Annotated in this window: 16 protein-coding genes; all 16 read left to right on the forward strand. The window is 66.2% G+C overall.

Annotated elements, in window-relative coordinates; translation table 11 throughout:
* Positions 1 to 121: 121 nt before the first annotated feature.
* The 16 genes from G3545_RS22220 (at position 122) to G3545_RS22295 (ending at position 17,190) form a co-directional block, all read left to right on the forward strand.
* Positions 122 to 781 carry an HAD family hydrolase gene (locus G3545_RS22220; protein WP_170015757.1) on the forward strand — a complete coding sequence of 220 codons (660 nt, stop codon included), beginning with the start codon at positions 122 to 124 and terminating at the stop codon, positions 779 to 781.
* Positions 781 to 1,737 (forward strand): sugar-binding transcriptional regulator, encoded by a 957-nt coding sequence (locus G3545_RS22225; RefSeq protein WP_170015758.1) that lies wholly within the window; start codon positions 781 to 783, stop codon positions 1,735 to 1,737. Before G3545_RS22220 ends, G3545_RS22225 begins: the two co-directional genes overlap by 1 nt.
* Before the next feature lie 220 nt (positions 1,738 to 1,957).
* Complete coding sequence (locus tag G3545_RS22230; RefSeq protein WP_170015760.1) at positions 1,958 to 3,283, forward strand: sugar ABC transporter substrate-binding protein; 1,326 nt, start codon at positions 1,958 to 1,960, stop codon at positions 3,281 to 3,283.
* 123 nt (positions 3,284 to 3,406) lie between these two features.
* A complete protein-coding gene (locus G3545_RS22235; RefSeq protein WP_170015762.1) occupies positions 3,407 to 4,279 on the forward strand; it encodes a sugar ABC transporter permease in 873 nt (290 codons plus the stop codon).
* A gap of 3 nt (positions 4,280 to 4,282) precedes the next feature.
* Positions 4,283 to 5,113: a carbohydrate ABC transporter permease gene (locus G3545_RS22240; RefSeq protein WP_170015765.1), complete on the forward strand. Its 831-nt coding sequence runs from the start codon at positions 4,283 to 4,285 to the stop codon at positions 5,111 to 5,113.
* Positions 5,114 to 5,123: 10 nt separating this feature from the next.
* Positions 5,124 to 6,140 carry an ABC transporter ATP-binding protein gene (locus G3545_RS22245; RefSeq protein WP_170015767.1) on the forward strand — a complete coding sequence of 339 codons (1,017 nt, stop codon included), beginning with the start codon at positions 5,124 to 5,126 and terminating at the stop codon, positions 6,138 to 6,140.
* Positions 6,141 to 6,180: 40 nt separating this feature from the next.
* Complete coding sequence (locus G3545_RS22250) at positions 6,181 to 6,954, forward strand: SDR family oxidoreductase (RefSeq protein ID WP_170015769.1); 774 nt, start codon at positions 6,181 to 6,183, stop codon at positions 6,952 to 6,954.
* Positions 6,955 to 6,991: 37 nt separating this feature from the next.
* Complete coding sequence (locus G3545_RS22255; RefSeq protein WP_170015771.1) at positions 6,992 to 8,635, forward strand: FGGY-family carbohydrate kinase; 1,644 nt, start codon at positions 6,992 to 6,994, stop codon at positions 8,633 to 8,635.
* 19 nt (positions 8,636 to 8,654) lie between these two features.
* Positions 8,655 to 9,593: a carbohydrate kinase gene (locus G3545_RS22260; RefSeq protein ID WP_170015773.1), complete on the forward strand. Its 939-nt coding sequence runs from the start codon at positions 8,655 to 8,657 to the stop codon at positions 9,591 to 9,593.
* 279 nt (positions 9,594 to 9,872) lie between these two features.
* Complete coding sequence (locus G3545_RS22265) at positions 9,873 to 10,976, forward strand: extracellular solute-binding protein (RefSeq protein WP_170015775.1); 1,104 nt, start codon at positions 9,873 to 9,875, stop codon at positions 10,974 to 10,976.
* A 145-nt stretch (positions 10,977 to 11,121) separates the two neighbouring features.
* The gene (locus G3545_RS22270; RefSeq protein WP_170015777.1) at positions 11,122 to 12,834 is read left to right on the forward strand and encodes an iron ABC transporter permease; all 1,713 of its coding nucleotides are present in this window, start codon (positions 11,122 to 11,124) and stop codon (positions 12,832 to 12,834) included.
* Between the two features lie 5 nt (positions 12,835 to 12,839).
* Positions 12,840 to 13,916, forward strand: a complete 1,077-nt coding sequence (locus tag G3545_RS22275; protein WP_170015779.1) for an ABC transporter ATP-binding protein — start codon at positions 12,840 to 12,842, stop codon at positions 13,914 to 13,916.
* Between the two features lie 56 nt (positions 13,917 to 13,972).
* Entirely contained in the window at positions 13,973 to 14,965 is a 993-nt protein-coding gene (locus G3545_RS22280) for a quinone oxidoreductase (RefSeq protein ID WP_170015781.1), read from the forward strand.
* Positions 14,966 to 14,990: 25 nt separating this feature from the next.
* Positions 14,991 to 15,800 (forward strand): aldolase/citrate lyase family protein, encoded by an 810-nt coding sequence (locus G3545_RS22285; protein ID WP_170015783.1) that lies wholly within the window; start codon positions 14,991 to 14,993, stop codon positions 15,798 to 15,800.
* Positions 15,797 to 16,498 (forward strand): RraA family protein, encoded by a 702-nt coding sequence (locus G3545_RS22290; protein ID WP_170015785.1) that lies wholly within the window; start codon positions 15,797 to 15,799, stop codon positions 16,496 to 16,498. The genes G3545_RS22285 and G3545_RS22290 overlap by 4 nt, the downstream gene beginning before the upstream one ends.
* Entirely contained in the window at positions 16,495 to 17,190 is a 696-nt protein-coding gene (locus G3545_RS22295) for an SDR family oxidoreductase (RefSeq protein WP_170015787.1), read from the forward strand. Before G3545_RS22290 ends, G3545_RS22295 begins: the two co-directional genes overlap by 4 nt.
* Positions 17,191 to 17,352 lie beyond the last annotated feature (162 nt).

Consider the following 17,352-nt stretch of genomic DNA (forward strand, 5'->3'; position numbering starts at 1 on the left):
TTTCCGGGCGCGAGAGACATGCGAGAGACATTCGAGCGAGCGATTGCCCAGAGGCTGAGCATGTGATCTAGAATGACAAAGCCGGCGTTCGGTCCCGGCATACTGAGCCGCCGGCATTGCCATGGACTACAGCCTCATCATATTCGATTGCGATGGCGTGCTGGTCGACAGCGAGGTGCTGAGCTGCCGCTGCCTGATCGAGACGCTGCGCGGCTACGGCATCGAGACCGATCTCGACGAGGTGTTCCGCAAATTCCTCGGCCGCAGCACCACGGCGATCATCCAGCACTATCGTGCCGCCGGCTATGCCATCCCGGATGACTTCCCGCAGGTGCTGCGCGCCCGCATCCGCCAGGCCTTTGCCGCGGAATTGCAGCCGATCGAGGATATCGAGCACGTGCTGCGCCGGCTCGCCGGCGCCCATTGCGTCGCCTCGTCGAGCGATCTCGATCGGGTCGAATTCTCTCTCGCGCTCACCGGCCTCGCTGACCAGTTCAGCGAGCGCATCTTCACCGCGCAGATGGTGGCGAAGGGCAAGCCGGCGCCGGACCTGTTCCTCTATGCCGCCGCGCGCATGGGCGCGGAGCCCACCCGCACCCTAGTGATCGAGGACAGTGTCAGCGGGGTGCAAGCGGCGAAGGCTGCTGGTATGACGGCCTGGGGGTTCGTTGGCGGCAGCCATTACGCGGCGCGCGACGGGCGGGCGCTGCTGATCGAGGCCGGCGCCGATCGGGTGTTCGAACGCATGGCCGACTTCAGACGATACCAGGCACCAGGCTGATGGCCACGTCCGACAGCGAGCCCTCACGCATCGATGCCGCCGCGCGGGCCGGCTGGCTCTATTTCATCGCCGGCAATACCCAGGACGAGATCGCGCGCAAGCTCAATGTCTCGCGCGCCACGGCGCAGCGCCTGGTTTCGTTGTGCCTCTCCGAACGGCTGATCACCTTCCGGCTGGAGCACCCGATCGCTGCCTGCATGGAGCTGGCGGCGCGGATGAAGGAGACGTTCGCTCTCACCTATTGCGAGATCGTGCCGACCGATCCGGCCGCGCCCAATGCGCTGACCGGCGTCGCCGAGCGGGCGGCGGCGCTGCTCGAATCCGTGCTCGGCGGCGACAAGCCGGCGATCGTCGCCCTCGGCACCGGGCGCGCCATGCGCGCCGCCGTCGAGCAGGTGCGCTCGATGGATTGCCCGAACCATCAGCTGGTCTCGCTGGTCGGCAATATCTCGCCGGACGGCTCGGCGAGCTTCTTCGATTCGGTGGCGCGGCTCGCCGACATCACCAAGGCGCGGCACTATCCGATGCCGCTGCCGGTGTTCGTCTCCTCCGCCACCGAGCGTGAGCAATTGCTGCGCATCCATTCCGTCGCCCGCATCCGCGCCATCGCCGAGAAGGCGGACCTGCGGCTTATGGGCATCGGCCAGGTCGACCAGCGCGCGCAACTCCATGTCGACGGCTTCATCAGCCGGGAGGAACTGCTCGAACTGATGCGGCTCGGCGCGGTCGGCGAACTCACCGGCTGGGCCTTTGACGCTCAGGGCCGCATCATCGAAGGCGGCTCCAATGAGCGCGTCACCAGCGTGCCGCATCGGGTGCCGGCCGAGGCGCGGGCCGTGGGCGCCGCCATCGGCGTCGCCAAGGTGCCAGCGATCCGCGCGGCGCTAGCCGGCGGCGCGCTGAACGGCTTCATCACCGACGAGGCGACGGCGAAGGCGCTGCTCGGGCGCCAATAAAGATGCCGTCATCCCGGACGGCCGCAGGCCGATCCGGGATCGCGCAAACGCTCTTCACTTTCTTACGATCCCGGCTCTCCGCTTCGCTGCGGCCGGGATGACGCTCCGCGTGTAAGCGCCACCCACGCCGCGGCCATCGATTGGCCGTTGACAACTTGCCGCAGCGGTGTGAGCATATGCCCAACAATAGAGCATATGCTCATATCTCTGGGAGGAGATGATGAAGACGATGATCGGTACCCTGCTGGGTGCCTCGTTCCTTGCCGTGGGCCTCGCCTCGACCCCTGCCGTTGCACAGCAGACCACGCTGACCATCGCCACCGTGAACAATGGCGACATGATCCGCATGCAGGCGCTGTCCAGCGACTTCACCACCAAGAACCCCGACATCAACGTGAAATGGGTGACGCTGGAGGAGAACGTGCTGCGCCAGCGCGTCACCACCGACATCGCCACCAAGGGTGGGCAGTTCGACGTGCTGACCATCGGCACCTATGAGGTGCCGATCTGGGCCAAGCAGAACTGGCTGGTGCCGCTCGACAAGCTGAGCGCCGGCTACGACGCCAAGGACATACTTCCGAAGATCGCCGATGCCGTCTCCGTCAAGGGCACGCTTTATGCCGCGCCGTTCTATGGCGAGAGCTCGATGGTGATGTACCGCACCGACCTGTTCCAGAAGGCCGGGCTGACCATGCCGGAGAGCCCGACCTGGGACTTCGTGATCGACGCAGCCAAGAAGCTTACCGACAAGTCCGCCGGCGTCTATGGCATCTGCCTGCGCGGCAAGGCCGGCTGGGGTGAGAACATGGCCTTCCTCACCGCCATGGCGAACTCCTATGGCGCGCGCTGGTTCGATGAGAAGTGGCAGCCGCAATTCAACGGGCCGGAATGGAAGGCGACGCTGACCGACTATGTGAACCTGATGAAGGAAGCCGGCCCGCCCGGCGCCTCCTCCAACGGCTTCAACGAGAACCTCGCGCTCTTCAACGCCGGCAAGTGCGCCATGTGGATCGACGCCACCGTGGCCGCCTCGTTCGTGACCAACCCGAAGGATTCCAAGGTCGCCGACAAGGTCGGCTTCGCATTGGCGCCGAACAAGGGCCTCGGCAAGAACGCCAACTGGCTGTGGGCCTGGAACCTCGCCATCCCCGCCGGCTCCAAGAAGATCGAGGCCGCGTCCAAGTTCATTGAATGGGCGACCAGCAAGGGCTATACCGACCTCGTCGCCTCCAAGGAAGGCTGGGCCAATGTGCCTCCGGGCACGCGCACCTCGCTCTACCAGAACGAGGCCTATATCAAGGCCGCTCCCTTCGCCAAGCTGACGCTGGCTTCGATCGATAGCGCCGATCCCAACCATCCGACGGTGAAGCCGGTGCCTTATGTCGGCGTGCAGTACGCCGCCATCCCTGAGTTCCAGGGCATCGGCACGCAGGTCGGCCAGCAATTCTCCGCCGCGCTTTCCGGCGCCAGCACTATCGACGCTGCACTCGCCGCCGCGCAGGCCGCGAGCGAGCGCGAGATGAAGCGCGCCGGCTACATCAAATAGGTCCTCCCGGAGGCCGCGGCCCTACTCCTCCGGGGCCGCGGTACCTGAGCCATCCGGACGGTCGGCTCCGGATGGCGCCTTCTCTCTCCCACCGCGAAGCCGGGACCGGAAACGGGGACCACCATGGCAACCCAGCAGACGCAGACGCTCGGCCGCATGCTGCTTGCGCCGGCCGTCGTGCTGCTTCTCATCTGGATGATCGTCCCGCTGGCGATGACGATCTACTTCTCGCTGTTGAGCTACAATCTGCTCAATCCGGGAATGGAGCGCTTCGTCGGCCTGGAGAATTTCGAATATTTCCTCACCGATCCGGCCTTCCTCGCCTCGCTGCGCAACACGCTGGTCCTCGTCGGTTCGGTGCTCCTCATCACCATCGTGCTCGGCACGCTGGTCGCCCTGCTGCTCGACCAGGCGATCATCGGGCGCAGCATCGTCCGGCTGATGGTGATCGCGCCGTTCTTCGTCATGCCGACGGTGAGCGCGCTGGTCTGGAAGAATTTGCTGATGCACCCGGTCTCCGGGCTGTTCGCCTGGATCATGACCTCGCTCGGCATGCAGCCGATCGACTGGTTCGCGGAATATCCGCTGTTCTCGATCATCCTCATCGTGGCATGGCAGTGGCTGCCGTTTGCCGCGCTGATCCTGCTCACCGCGCTGCAATCGCTCGACGAGGAGCAGAAGGAGGCGGCGCTGATGGACGGCGCAGGTGCGTTCTCGACCTTCTTCTACATCACGCTGCCGCACCTCGCGCGGCCCATCACCGTGGTGATCCTGATCGAGACCATCTTCCTGCTCACCGTGTTCGCCGAGATCTTCGTGACGACCGGCGGCGGGCCGGGGCTGCAGACCACCAACATCGCCTTCCTGATCTATTCGCAGGCGCTGATCCAGTATGACGTCGGCAGCGCCTCGGCGGGCGGGCTGGTGGCGGTGGTGATCGCCAACATCCTGGCGTTCTTCCTGGTCCGCATCGTCGGCCGGAACCTGGAGGCCTGAGCCATGGCGCGCAAGATCTCCACCACCCACACCGTCGTCACCACCGCGGCGGCCTGGCTGGTCGGCTTCCTGATCTTCTTCCCGATCCTGTGGATGATACTGGCGAGCTTCAAAACCGAGCTCGAAGCCTTCACGACGCCGCCATCCTTCCTGTTCTTCCATTGGACACTGGAGAACTACGCCACGGTGCAGGAGCGCAGCGACTATCTGCACCACGCGCTGAACTCGCTGATCATCGCCGGCGGCTCGACGCTGATCGCGCTGCTCATCGCCGTCCCTGCGGCCTGGTCGATGGCGTTTGCGCCGACCAAGCGGACCAAGGACCTGCTGTTGTGGATGCTCTCCACCAAGATGCTGCCTCCGGTCGGCGTGCTGGTGCCGATCTATCTGATCTTCCGCGACTTCGGCCTGCTCGACAGCCGCTTCGGGCTGATCCTGGTGCTGTGCCTCGGCAATCTGCCGATCGTGGTCTGGATGCTATTCACCTATTTCAAGGAAATCCCGAAGGACATCCTGGAAGCGGCCCGCATGGACGGCGCCACCATCGGCAAGGAACTGATCCATGTGCTCACTCCGATGGCGGTGCCGGGCATCGCCTCGACGCTGCTCCTCAACTTCATCCTCGCCTGGAACGAGGCGTTCTGGACGCTGAACCTCTCCACCTCGGAGGCGGCGCCGCTCACCGTCTTCATCGCCTCCTATTCCTCCCCGGAGGGGCTGTTCTGGGCGAAGCTCTCCGCCGCCTCCACCCTCGCCATCGCCCCGATCCTCATCCTCGGCTGGTTCAGCCAGCGGCAACTCGTCCGCGGCCTGACCTTCGGCGCCGTCAAATAGGCAGGCAGATATGGGCCGCATAACACTCGAAGGCGTGAAGAAATCCTTCGGCGCGCACGACATCATCAAGGGCGCCGACCTCGAGATCGACGACGGCTCGTTCGTGGTCTTCGTCGGCCCATCGGGCTGCGGCAAGACCACGCTGCTGCGCCTCATCGCCGGGCTGGAGGACGTCAGCGGCGGGCGCATCCTGATCGACGGGGCGGATGTGACCGACGTGCCGCCGGCCAAGCGCGGCCTGTCCATGGTGTTCCAGTCCTACGCGCTCTATCCGCACATGACCGTGCGCGGCAACATCGCCTTCGGGCTGAAGATGGCCGGCCAGCCCAAGGCCGAGATCGCGCGCAAGGTGGAAGGCGCCGCCGCCATCCTCAACCTCACGCCCTATCTCGACCGCAAGCCGCGCGAACTGTCCGGCGGCCAGCGCCAGCGCGTCGCCATCGGCCGCGCCATCGTGCGCGAGCCCAAGGCCTTCCTGTTCGACGAGCCGCTGTCGAACCTCGACGCCGCGCTGCGCGTGCAGATGCGGCTCGAAGTGACCCGCCTGCAGCGCCAGCTCGACACCACGGCGGTCTATGTCACCCACGACCAGGTCGAGGCGATGACCATGGCCGACCGCATCGTGGTGCTGAATGCCGGGCGCATCGAACAGTTCGGCACGCCGCTCGAGCTTTACGAGCATCCGGCGAACCTGTTCGTCGCCGGCTTCATCGGTTCGCCGAAGATGAACTTCGTCGGCGGCAAGACGGCTGCCGGCTACGGCGCCACCACCATCGGGGTGCGCCCCGAGCATGTGACGGCAAGCCGGGCGGATGCCGGCGGCGGTGACGGCTGGGTCGGTACCGTCACCGTCGCCGAGCATCTCGGCAGCGACACCTTCCTCTATGTCGAGGTGCCGGAGATCGGCACCATCACCGCGCGCGGCCTCGGCGAACTCGACATCAAGGCCGGCGACAGCGTGCGGCTCATTCCCGATGCCTCCCGCATCCACCGCTTCGATGCCGCGGGCAACACGATTCCCAAATGACGGCGTGCCGAGCGCGCGCCCCAGAATAGAGAGACCAGCCATGTACCTCGAAATGTTCAAGCTTTCCGGCCGCACCGCGCTGGTCACCGGCGGCGGGCGCGGTATTGGCCTCGCCTGCGTCGAAGCGCTCAGTGAGGCTGGCGCCAAGGTGGTGATCGCGGATTTCGATGCCGGCGTCGCCGAGGAAGGCCGCGCCGCGATGAAGGCCAAGGGCTATGATCCCGAGGTAGTGCTGATGGACGTCACCAACCCGACGCGGGTGACCGAAGTCGCCGACGATTTGGCGCGCAAGCACGGCAAGATCGACATCCTGGTCAATAATGCCGGCATTGCCCGCAGCGAAACCCCTGCCGAGACGGTGACCGACGAGCACTGGCTCAACGTCATCGACGTCAATCTCAACGGCACTTTCTGGTGCTGCCGCGCCTTCGGCAAGCACATGCTGGCGGCGAAGTCGGGCGCCATCGTCAATATCGGCTCGATGTCCGGCTTCATCGTCAACAAGCCGCAGGAACAGAGCTACTACAACGCCTCCAAGGCGGCGGTGCACCACCTCACCAAGTCGCTGGCTGCGGAATGGGGCGCGCGCGGCGTCCGGGTCAATGCGGTGGCACCGACCTATATCGCCACCCCGTTGAACGAGTTCGTCAAATCGAACCCGAAAATGTACGACGCCTGGATCGGCGGCACCCCGATGGGGCGGCTCGGCGAGGTCGAGGAGATCGCCTCGGTGGTGCTGTTCCTGGCCTCGGATGCCGCCAGCCTGATGACCGGCAGCATCGTGCTTGCCGACGGCGGCTATACCTGCTGGTAAGATGTCGGTGGGGCACGACGGACACGGCAGGCAGATAATGCAGCAGGCCTTCATCGGGGTAGACGTCGGCACGGCGAGCGCGCGTGCCGGAATTTTCGATTCGGCCGGTACCCTGCTGGCCACGGCTCGGCGCCCCATCGCGGTCTGGCACGACGCCGGAGACGTGGTGGAGCAGTCCTCCTCCGACATATGGAACGCCTGCGTTCAGTCGGTCCGCGAGGCGATGCAGGCGGCGGGTGTGCCGGCATCCGCGATCGGCGGCATCGGCTTCGATGCCACCTGTTCTCTGGTCGCGCTTGATCGCGACGCCCGGCCGCTCTCGGTCAGCGCCTCCGGCGATCCGGAGCGCAATGTCATCGTCTGGATGGACCATCGCGCCACCGGGCAGGCACGGCGCATCAACGAGACTGCCGACGACGTGCTGCGCTATGTCGGCGGCGTCATTTCGCCGGAGATGGAGACGCCGAAGCTGCTCTGGCTGAAGGAAAATTTGCCGGCTAGCTACAACAATGCCGGCCATTTCTTCGATCTGGCGGACTTCCTGTCATTCCGCGCCACCGGCTCGACCGCGCGTTCCATCTGCACCGTCACCTGCAAATGGACCTATCTCGGCCATGAGCGGCGCTGGAGTGACGAATATTTCGCCCGCATCGGCCTTTCCGAGCTGACCGCCGATGGCCACGCCCGGATCGGTTCCGAGATCGTCGAACCTGGCACCGCGCTAGGGCGCGGGCTGACCGAGGAGGCGGCGCGCGAACTTGGCCTCCTGCCCGGAACGCCGGTCGGCGCCTCGCTGATCGACGCCCACGCCGGCGGCGTCGGCACCATTGGCGGGCGCATCGCCGACAGCGCGCCGGGCGATCTGCAGGACCGCCTCGCCTATATCATGGGTACCTCGGCCTGCATCATGGCGACCACTGCCGAGCCGACCTTCCTGCCCGGTATCTGGGGCCCGTACTTCTCGGCGATGGTACCGGGCCTCTGGCTGAACGAGGGCGGCCAGTCCGCCGCCGGTGCCGGCATCGATCATCTCGTGCGCTCGCATCCCGCCCGCGCGGAAGCGGAGGCGGCCGCGAAGGCGGCGGGGCTCGGCCTGCTCGATTTCCTGGAAAAGCGCGCGGTGGCGCGTTTCGCCAACCCGGCGGAAGCTGCGCGGCTCGCGGGCGGCACCCATGTGCTGCCGGAATTCCTCGGCAACCGCTCGCCCTATGCCGATCCCGACGCCCGCGCCGTGATCGCCGGCCTCGATCTCGACGACAGCATCGAGAGCCTTGAGCGGCTGTTCGTCGCGGGCCTGTGCGGCCTCGCCTACGGGCTGGCGGACGTGGTCGACGTGATGCGCGCGCGCGGCATTTCCTGCGAAATGATGGTGATGAGCGGCGGCGCCAGCCGCAGCGCGCTGGTCCGCCAGATCATGGCCGACACCACGGGACTGACCATCGCACTGCCGGCGACGCCGGAACCGGTGCTGCTCGGCGCCGCCATGCTCGGCGCGGTGGCCGCCAAGAGCCAAAACTCGCTTCGCGAGGCGATGTCCGCGATGTCCGGCATCGGCGAGCTGACCCGGCCGACTTCGCCGGAGATGGCGAGCTTCCATGCCGCCAAGCGCCGCGTCTATGCACTTATGCAGACCGTCGATCGCGAGAGCCGGACGCTGATGCATAGCGTCCTGCAGGCCTGAGTCCCGAGGGAATCCGAACATGCTGCTGAGCTGCGGCGATGCCCTGATCGATTTCATGCCGGTGAAGGCGGCGGATGGCCGCGACGCCTATGTCACCGCGGTCGGCGGTTCCTGCCTCAATGTCGCGGTGGCGATGGCGCGGCTCGATGCCCCGGCGGGGCTGGTCGGCGGTGTGTCGACCGACCTGTTCGGCACCATGATCGCCGACCATGCGGCGGGCTCCAATGTCGATCTCACCTATGCGGTGCGCAGCGCCCGCGAGACCACGCTGGCCTTTGTGCGCTTCGTGAACAATGAGCCGCACTACGCCTTCTATGACGAGAGCACGGCGGCGCGGCACTGGACCTACACGCCCGGCAGCATCCCGTTCGCCGCCATTGACGCGGTGCATGTCGGCTCGACCACGCTGATCCATGATCCGACCTCGGCGCAGACTTTGGCGCTGGTGGACGACGCACAGCGCTCCACCACCATCTCGTTCGATCCGAACTGCCGTCCGGGGCTGGTGCGCGACAAGGCGGACTATGTGCGCCGCATGGAGGCGTTCGCCGCGCGGGCCAATATCGTGCGCATGTCGGACGTCGATTTCGAGTTCCTCTATGGCGACGCGGCTCATGACGACAAGGCGTCCGCGCTGCTCGCCGGGGGCGCAGCGCTCGTGGTGCTGACGCGCGGCGGGCAAGGCGTCGTCGCGTGGCATCGCACCGCGGGGAGGATCGAGGTCGCGGCGCCGCCGGTCCGCCTCGTCGACACCATCGGTGCCGGGGACAGCTTCCAGGGCGCGCTGCTGGCCGCTTTGCGTGAACTCGGCCGCATCGAGGCGCGTGCGCTGGCGGCGCTGGACGCGGACGAGTTGCGCCGCGCCTTGACCTTCGCCGTGACCTGCGCCGCCATCACCTGCAGCCGCGTCGGCGCCGACCCGCCGCGCCGGGCAGAGGTCGATTTCCAGTTGGTGTAGGCGCCGAGCAGGCCCGCGCCGCAATCGAAAGAGGCCGGCCCAAGCCGCAGATTGGACCGTCATCCTCGGCCTTATGCCGAGGATCTCGATTCCCGACAGCGGATCAGAGGCCGAGATGGCCGGGACAAGCCCGGCCATGACGATGGAAATGGCCCACTTCTCCAGTCAATCCGTCCCTCCGCACCTGAGCAAGATCGTTCAATACCGGCCCAAGCGCGACCACTAAGGTCGTAGCTATAATTATATAAACTGGGTGGAACGATACAGGGAGGAGTGCTCATGGCCATCATGAAGCGCGAAGAATTGCCGAACCCGGCGCGGCGCCAGCTTGGCGCGATGTGCGGCAGGATCGCCGCGGGCGTGGCGCTTGCGGCCGTGCTGGTGTCCGGCATGGACGGCGCCGCCAAGGCGCAGACCAGCCTCGCCGACATCGAGGCCGCGGCCAGGAAAGAAGGCCCGATGACCTGGTATGTCAGCTTCTACGGCGCCTCGATCGCCGAGCAGGCTGCTGCCGCCTTTGCCAAGAAGTATCCGGGCCTGAAGGTCAATGTCGTGCGCGCCACCACGGGCGGCACCTTCCAGCGGCTGAACCAGGATCTGCGCGCCAAGAACACGATCGCCAGCGTCGTCACCATGAGCGGCGTCGGCGACTATTACGGGATACTGCTGCGCGACAAGCAGCTGATGGAATACACCCCGCAAGGGGCGAGCCAGATCATCGACGTCGCCAAGCCGACCATCGTGCCCGGCTATGTCTATCCGATGGGCGGCGGCATCATGTCGATCGCCTACAACACCAAGCTGGTGACGCCGGAGCAGGCGCCCAAGTCCTGGGCCGATATCGCCAACGGCACGTGGGGCAACAAGCTGGTGATGGGCCATCCCTCCTTCAGCGGCTTCGACGCGGCGCTGGTGGTCTGGCTGGCGCAGGAGAAGGGCTGGGACTTCTTCAAGGACGTCAAGAAGGAAGACCCGCTGATCCAGCGCTCGACCTTCGACGCCATTACCTCGATCACCTCCGGCGAGCGCACCGTCGGCTTCATTCCGGACGGCATGGTGGCGGAGAGCGCGCAGAAGGGCAATCCGATCACCATCGTCTATCCGACTGACGGTTCGCTGTTCATCATGGGCTTCACTTCGATCCTGAAGGATGCGCCGCAGCCGAATACGGCGAAGCTCTTCACCGAGTTCCTGCTCAGCAAGGAACACGCGCAGATCGTCATCGACAATTACTACCACTCGGTGATCCAGGGTGTGTCGCGTGATCTCGCCGGCGGCAAGAAGCTGAACGAAATCAAGCTGGTGCCGCTACTGCCGTCGGCCGACTACGAGGCCAAGCTCAAGAAGTCCACCGACGAGTGGCTGGACATCTTCGGCGGCTGATTCCCGCAAAGGCGTTTGCTGTCATCCCGGACGCGCCGCAGGCGCGAGCCGGGATCGCAGGCAGGCGCAGAGCGTCACGCGATTCCGGATCGGCCTTCGGCCGTCTGGGATGACGATCCGAAGTCGAAGGGTAATTGAGTTCGCCATGCCCAACCGGTTCAGATGGAATTCCGCCGACAATGCGTTCCGCAGCAGCGGCAGCATCGTCTGGTTCACCATCGCCGCCGCGCTGCTGCTGCTGGTCGTCAACCCGCTCTGGCAGCTGTTCTCGATCAGCTTCTCCGATCCGACGTCCGGCGGCTGGACCCTCGAAAACTATATCGAGGCGTTCAGCCGCGCCCGCTATTTGCGGGCCTTCCTCAATTCGCTGATGCTGGGCATCATCGTTGCCGCGCTGTGCGTGGCGTTCGGCGTGCCGATCGCCTGGGCGGTGTCGCGCACCGACATGCCCGCCAAGGGCATCGTCCGCACTCTCGTGCTTGCCGCCTTCATCACCCCGCCCTTCCTCGGAGCCACCAGTTGGATCCTGCTCGCCGGGCCCAATGCCGGCTGGCTGAACCGCGCCTACATCGCGCTCACCGGCGCGGAGACCGGCATCTTCAACATCTATTCGCTGACCGGGCTCGCCTTCGTCATCGCGCTCTATTCGTTCCCCTATGTCTTCGTCTTCACCAGCGCCGCGCTCGATGTGGTGTCGAGCGAGATGGAAGACGCCGCCAACATCATGGGCGCGAACCGCTGGCGCACCACCTTCAAGGTGACGCTGCCGCTGGTGCTGCCGGCGATCCTCTCGGCGGTGATCATCACCTTCCTCGAAGCCGTCTCGATCATCAGCTCCACCATCATGGTGGCGCTGCCGGCACGCATCAATCTGATCCCGCTGCAGCTCTACCAGTTCTTCGGCTATCCGCTGCGCCTCGAAGTGGCAGCGGCCTATGCGATGCCGCTGTTGCTGGTCACCATCGGGCTGTTCGCGCTGCAGAAGGTGCTGCTCGGCCGCAAGGGCTATGTGACGATGACCGGCAAGGGCGGCGAGCGCCGGCCGATCGAGCTCGGCCTCTATAAATGGCTGGCGCTCGGTTATTCCCTGCTGGTGCTCTCGCTCGCGGTGATCCTGCCTTACATGGTGCTGCTGCAGGCGGCGCTGTCGAAGGCCTGGGCGCGCGGCATCGGTACCGACAACCTGACGCTGGTGAACTTCCGGTATCTGCTGTTCGAGAATGCGCACGCGCCGCGCTCGATCCTCAACACCTTCGTTTATTCGGCAGCCTCCGCCACCATTGCCGTCGGCCTGGCGCTGGCCATTGCCTATATCGTCAGCCGCAAGCTGCTGCCGTTCGCCAATGTGCTCAGCGTCGCCGCGCTCACGCCCTTCGTCATTCCCGGCCTGGTGCTCGCCATCGGCTTCTACGCCGCCTATGCGCCGCCCCCCTTCGCGCTGGCCGGCACCGGGGCGATCCTGATCCTCGCCTTCACCACGCGCTTCCTGCCCGTCGCCTATGCCAACACCAGCGCGGCGATCGGTGGGGTCAATCGCGAGCTGGAGGATGCGGTGCGCATTCTCGGCGGCAGCCGCTTTCTCGCCATCCGCCGGGTGATGACGCCGCTGTTGAAGAAGAGCCTGATGGGCGCCTGGCTGCTGGTCTTCATCATCTCGGCCCGCGAGGTCAGCACCGCGCTGTTCCTCTATGGCCCCGACACCCGGACCATGTCCGTGCTGTTCTTCGATCTCACCGAAGGCGGACGCTTCGAGCAGCTCTGCGCGCTCGGCATCATTCTTCTTCTCACCGTTCTCGTCTTCGTCATCGCAGGCCAGCTCCTGATCGGGCGGGACTTCATGCTGCGACGCGGAAGGTAATCGCCTTGGCCAAGCTCTCCATCAATTCGGTCGGCCGCGACTATGGCGGCGTCACCGCGGTGCATGACTTCTCCATCGGCATCGAGGACGGCGAGTTCGTCTCGCTGCTCGGCCCGTCGGGCTGCGGCAAGACCACCATGCTGCGCATGATCGCCGGCTTCATGTCGCCTTCGCGCGGCAACATCGTGCTGAACGGCGAGACCATCTCCTCGCCGGAGCGCGTGGTGCCGCCGGAGCGCAGGCGCATGTCGATGATCTTCCAGAGCTACGCCATCTGGCCGAACATGACGGTCTGGCAGAACGTCGCCTTCGGCCTCGAACTGCGCAAGGTACCGGCCGCCGAGATGAAGCAGCGCATCGGGCACATGCTCGAAGTGGTGCACCTCGCTCCCTATGCCGATCGCTATCCGGCCGAGCTCTCGGGCGGCCAGCAGCAGCGCGTCGCATTGGCCCGTGCCATCGTGGTGAAGCCGGAAGTGCTGCTGCTCGACGAACCCCTGTCGAACCTCGACGCCAATCTGCGCGACGAGATGCGGATCGAGATCCGCCGCATGCACAATGAGTTCAAGATCACCACGGTCTATGTAACCCACGATCAGGGTGAGGCGATGGTCGCCTCCGACCGCATCGTGGTGATGAGCGGCGGGCATATCGAGCAGGTCGACACGCCGCAGCGCATCTACAGCGCGCCGGCGACACGCTTCGTCGCCAGCTTCATCGGCCGCACCAATTTCCTCACCGGCACGCTCAAGGACGGCAAGGTCGATTTCGGCGGCATTTCCGTGCCGGCGCCCTTGCTCGGCGGCGTGCCCGCGAGCGGCGGCAAGGTCGTGGTCTCGGCCCGCCCGCACAGCATCCGCCTCGGCGCCACCGAGCCGCAACCGGCATTGCCGGCCAGCATCGTGGCGGCGGGCGACATCGTCGAGCGCGCCTATTTCGGCGACCATTGGGACTATGCGGTCCGCCTTTCCGACCAACTCGTCATCACGGTTGCCAGCGAGCCATACGAAGCGCACGCCGTGGGCGAGCGCGTCTGGCTGACGCTCGATGCCGGCCAGATGTCGGTGATCCCCGAGACCTAACCCTGAACCGAAACGAGAACGCCCCCCAGGGGGCAAAGACCAAGAAGGAAACGTATATGCGCGCGATTGTCGTCCCCCGCCTGGGCGGTCCCGAAGTGCTCGAACTGCGTGAGGTCGCCGATCCGGTGCCGGCCGCCGACCAGGTGGTGGTTGCGCTCAAATATGCCGGCATCACGTTCGGCGACGTCTATCAGCGCGAGGGCACCTATCGCGGCGGCAAGCCACTCGGCGCCAATGATGCGCCGCTGCCGATCGGCGGCGAGGGCGTGGGCACGGTGGTCGCGGTCGGCGCCAACGTCACCGACCTCAAGGTCGGCGACGCCGTCATCTATTGCGAGAATCTCGGCTCCTATGCCGAGCGTGTCGCGGTGCCGGCCTGGAAGGTGATCAAGCTGCCGTCCGACATCGATGCGCGCGACGCGGCCGCGATGTTCGGCCAGGGCGTGACCGCGCACTACCTCGCTTATGACACCGGAAAGCTGGCACCCGGCATGAGCTGCCTCATCCATGCCGCGGCCGGCGGCGTCGGCCACATCCTGGTGCAACTCGCCAAGGCGAAGGGCGCAGCGGTGATCGGCACGGCCGGAAGCAAGGAGAAGGCGGATTTCGTGTCGTCGCTCGGCGCCGACAAGGTGATCCTCTATCGCGACACCGCTTTCCTTCCCGAGGTCAAGGCGTGGGGCGACGGCGGCGGCGTCGACGTGGTCTATGACTCGGTCGGCCAGGCCACCATCGACGACAGCATCAAGGCGACGCGGGTGCGCGGCCTCTGCGTGCTCTATGGCAACTCGTCCGGGCTGGTCGACACCATCTCGCCGATGGACCTCGCCGCGGCGGGCTCGATCTATTTCACCCGCCCGCGTCTCGGCCATCATGTCCGCAACCGGGCGGAGATCCAGCGCCGCGCCGACGACCTGTTCCAGGCGATGCGCGACGGCAAGCTCAAGGTCGCGCTCAACAAGGTGTTCCCGCTGGCGGACGCCGTGGAGGCGCACCGCTTGCTCGGCTCGCGTACCGGCATCGGCCGCATCCTGCTCGAAGTCGCCTGATCCTCGCTCGCACACGGAACCCGACATGCAGAACAGCTTGCGCGCCAATCCGCTGAAGCAGCGCGTGCTCGACGGCACGGTTTGCTTCGGCACCATGATCTTCGAGTTGAGCAGCACCGGCCTGCCGCAAATCATCGAAGCCGGCGGTGCCGAGTTCGTCATCTATGATCTGGAGACCGCCGGCCTGTCGCTGGAGACGGTGCGCAACCAGATCGCGCTCACGCGCGGCACCTCGCTGGTGCCGTTCGTGCGCGTGCCCAATCTCGATGCGCGCTTCGTGGCGCGCATCATGGATTGCGGCGCGCTGGGCGTCATGGTGCCCATGGTGGAGACTGGCGAGCAGGCGGCGGCGCTGGTGCGCGCCACCCGCTTCCCGCCGCGCGGCGATCGCGGCACCACCTCGGGCCTCGCCCACGACGACTACAAGGCCGGCGATGCCGCCACCAAGATGGCGGAGGAGGATGGCCGCGTCCTCACCATCGCGCAGATCGAATCGATGCTCGGCGTCGAGAACATCGACGCCATCGCCGCGACTCCCGATCTCGACGTGCTCTGGCTCGGGCATAATGACCTCGCCGTCTCGATGGGCATTGCCGGCAAGTTCGAGCATCCGCGCTTCCAGGAGGCGCTGGACCGCATCGTCGCGGCCTGCCGCCGGCATGGCAAGATCGCCGGCGCCGGCGCGCGCGACGCCGAAGCCGCCGCGCCCTTCATCGCCCGCGGCTTTACAGCCATCACCATTGCGAGCGATGTGCAGCTCATCATAGGTGGGCTGGGGCGCGAGATCGGCGCCGCCCGCAAGGCACTCAGTACGACGGCAGGAGAACAGGCATGAGCACCACGAACGACGACATCCTTCGCCGCTTTGCGGGGCTCGACAGCTCGACGCTGAGCGATGTGCTCGACGTCTCCGGCTATACCGGCCAGGTGCTGGCCGCCGATCTGCGCCTGCTCGACCGGACCACGCGCATCATCGGGCGCGCCGTCACGGCCCGCGGCGAGGTCGGCGTCACCTCGTCCGGCATCAGCCCCTACGAGATCGAGAGCCATATCGGCCCCGGCGAGGTCGCGGTGATCGCCACCGGCCGCTTCAAGGTCGGCGCCGTCAATGGCGGCATGATCACGCTGCAATACATGAATCGCGGCGCTGCCGGCATGGTGACGGACGGCGCCGTGCGCGATGCCAACGAGACCATCGGCTACGGCTTCCCGGTGGTGTGCGGCACCATCACCCCGACCAATTCGGCCGGCCGCTTCTCCATCGTCTCCATCGGCGAGCCGGTGAAACTGCCCGGCCTCGACGTGGATTTCGTCACGGTGACACCGGGTGACTACATCCTCGCCGACGGCGACGGCACCGTGGTGGTGCCGCAGGCGATCATTCTGCCGATCATCGAGGCGACCGAGCGCTCCGTCGTCATCGAGCGCACCATCACCCAGGAGATCAAGGGCGGCAGCACGCGCGAGGCGGCCTTCGCCGGCCATCCGCGCTTTGCCCATATTCCGAAGCTGCGCACGGAGGAGAAGGCGTGAGCGGGGAGCTTGCCATTGTCTCCGGTGCCGCAAGCGGCATCGGCCGCGCGCTGGCCATCGGCTTCCTCGCCGCCGGCTATGAGGTGATCGGGCTCGACCTCACGCCGGGGGCCTGGACCGCGGAGCGCTACCGGCACGTCGCGCTCGATGTCAGCGACACCGAGGCGGTCGCCGCCTTCGGGGCCGGCATCGAACGTCTCGACGTGCTGGTGAATGCCGCCGGCATCATCCGCCGCGCCGCGGAATTCGAGATCGAGGTGTTCGAGCAGGTGATCGACGTCAACCTCTCCGGCACCATGCGGCTGTGCACGGCGCTGCGGCCGGCCTTGGCGAATGCGGAAGGCTCGATCATCAATATCGCCTCGATGCTGAGCTTCTTCGGCGGCGCGCTGGTGCCGGCCTATTCCTCCTCGAAAGGCGGTATCGTCTCGCTCACCCGCTCGCTCGCCATCGCCTGGGCGAAAGAGGGCATCCGGGTCAATGCGCTCGCTCCCGGCTGGTTCGCGACGCCGCTGACCGCGGCGCTGCGCGAGGATCCCAAGCGCAACGCCGCGGTGCTCGATCGCACGCCGCTCGGTCGCTGGGGCCAGCCGGACGACCTGGTCGGCCCGGCGCTGTTCCTCGCCGGACCTGGCGCCCGCTTCGTCACCGGCGTCGTGCTGCCGGTGGATGGCGGCTACGCCGTCGCGTGAGTCTCTGGCCTAAATAGCCACGTCATCCTGAGGTGCGAGCGCCAACGAGCTTCGAAGGATGATGAAGCAAGGCGACGTCGATCTGTATGAGCATCCTTCGAGGCTCGGGCTGCGCCCGAGCACCTCAGGATGATGTGGTTTGAGTATGGGCATGAGTTTCAG

The sequence above is a fragment of the Starkeya sp. ORNL1 genome (genome assembly GCF_012971745.1).
GTDB lineage: Bacteria > Pseudomonadota > Alphaproteobacteria > Rhizobiales > Xanthobacteraceae > Ancylobacter.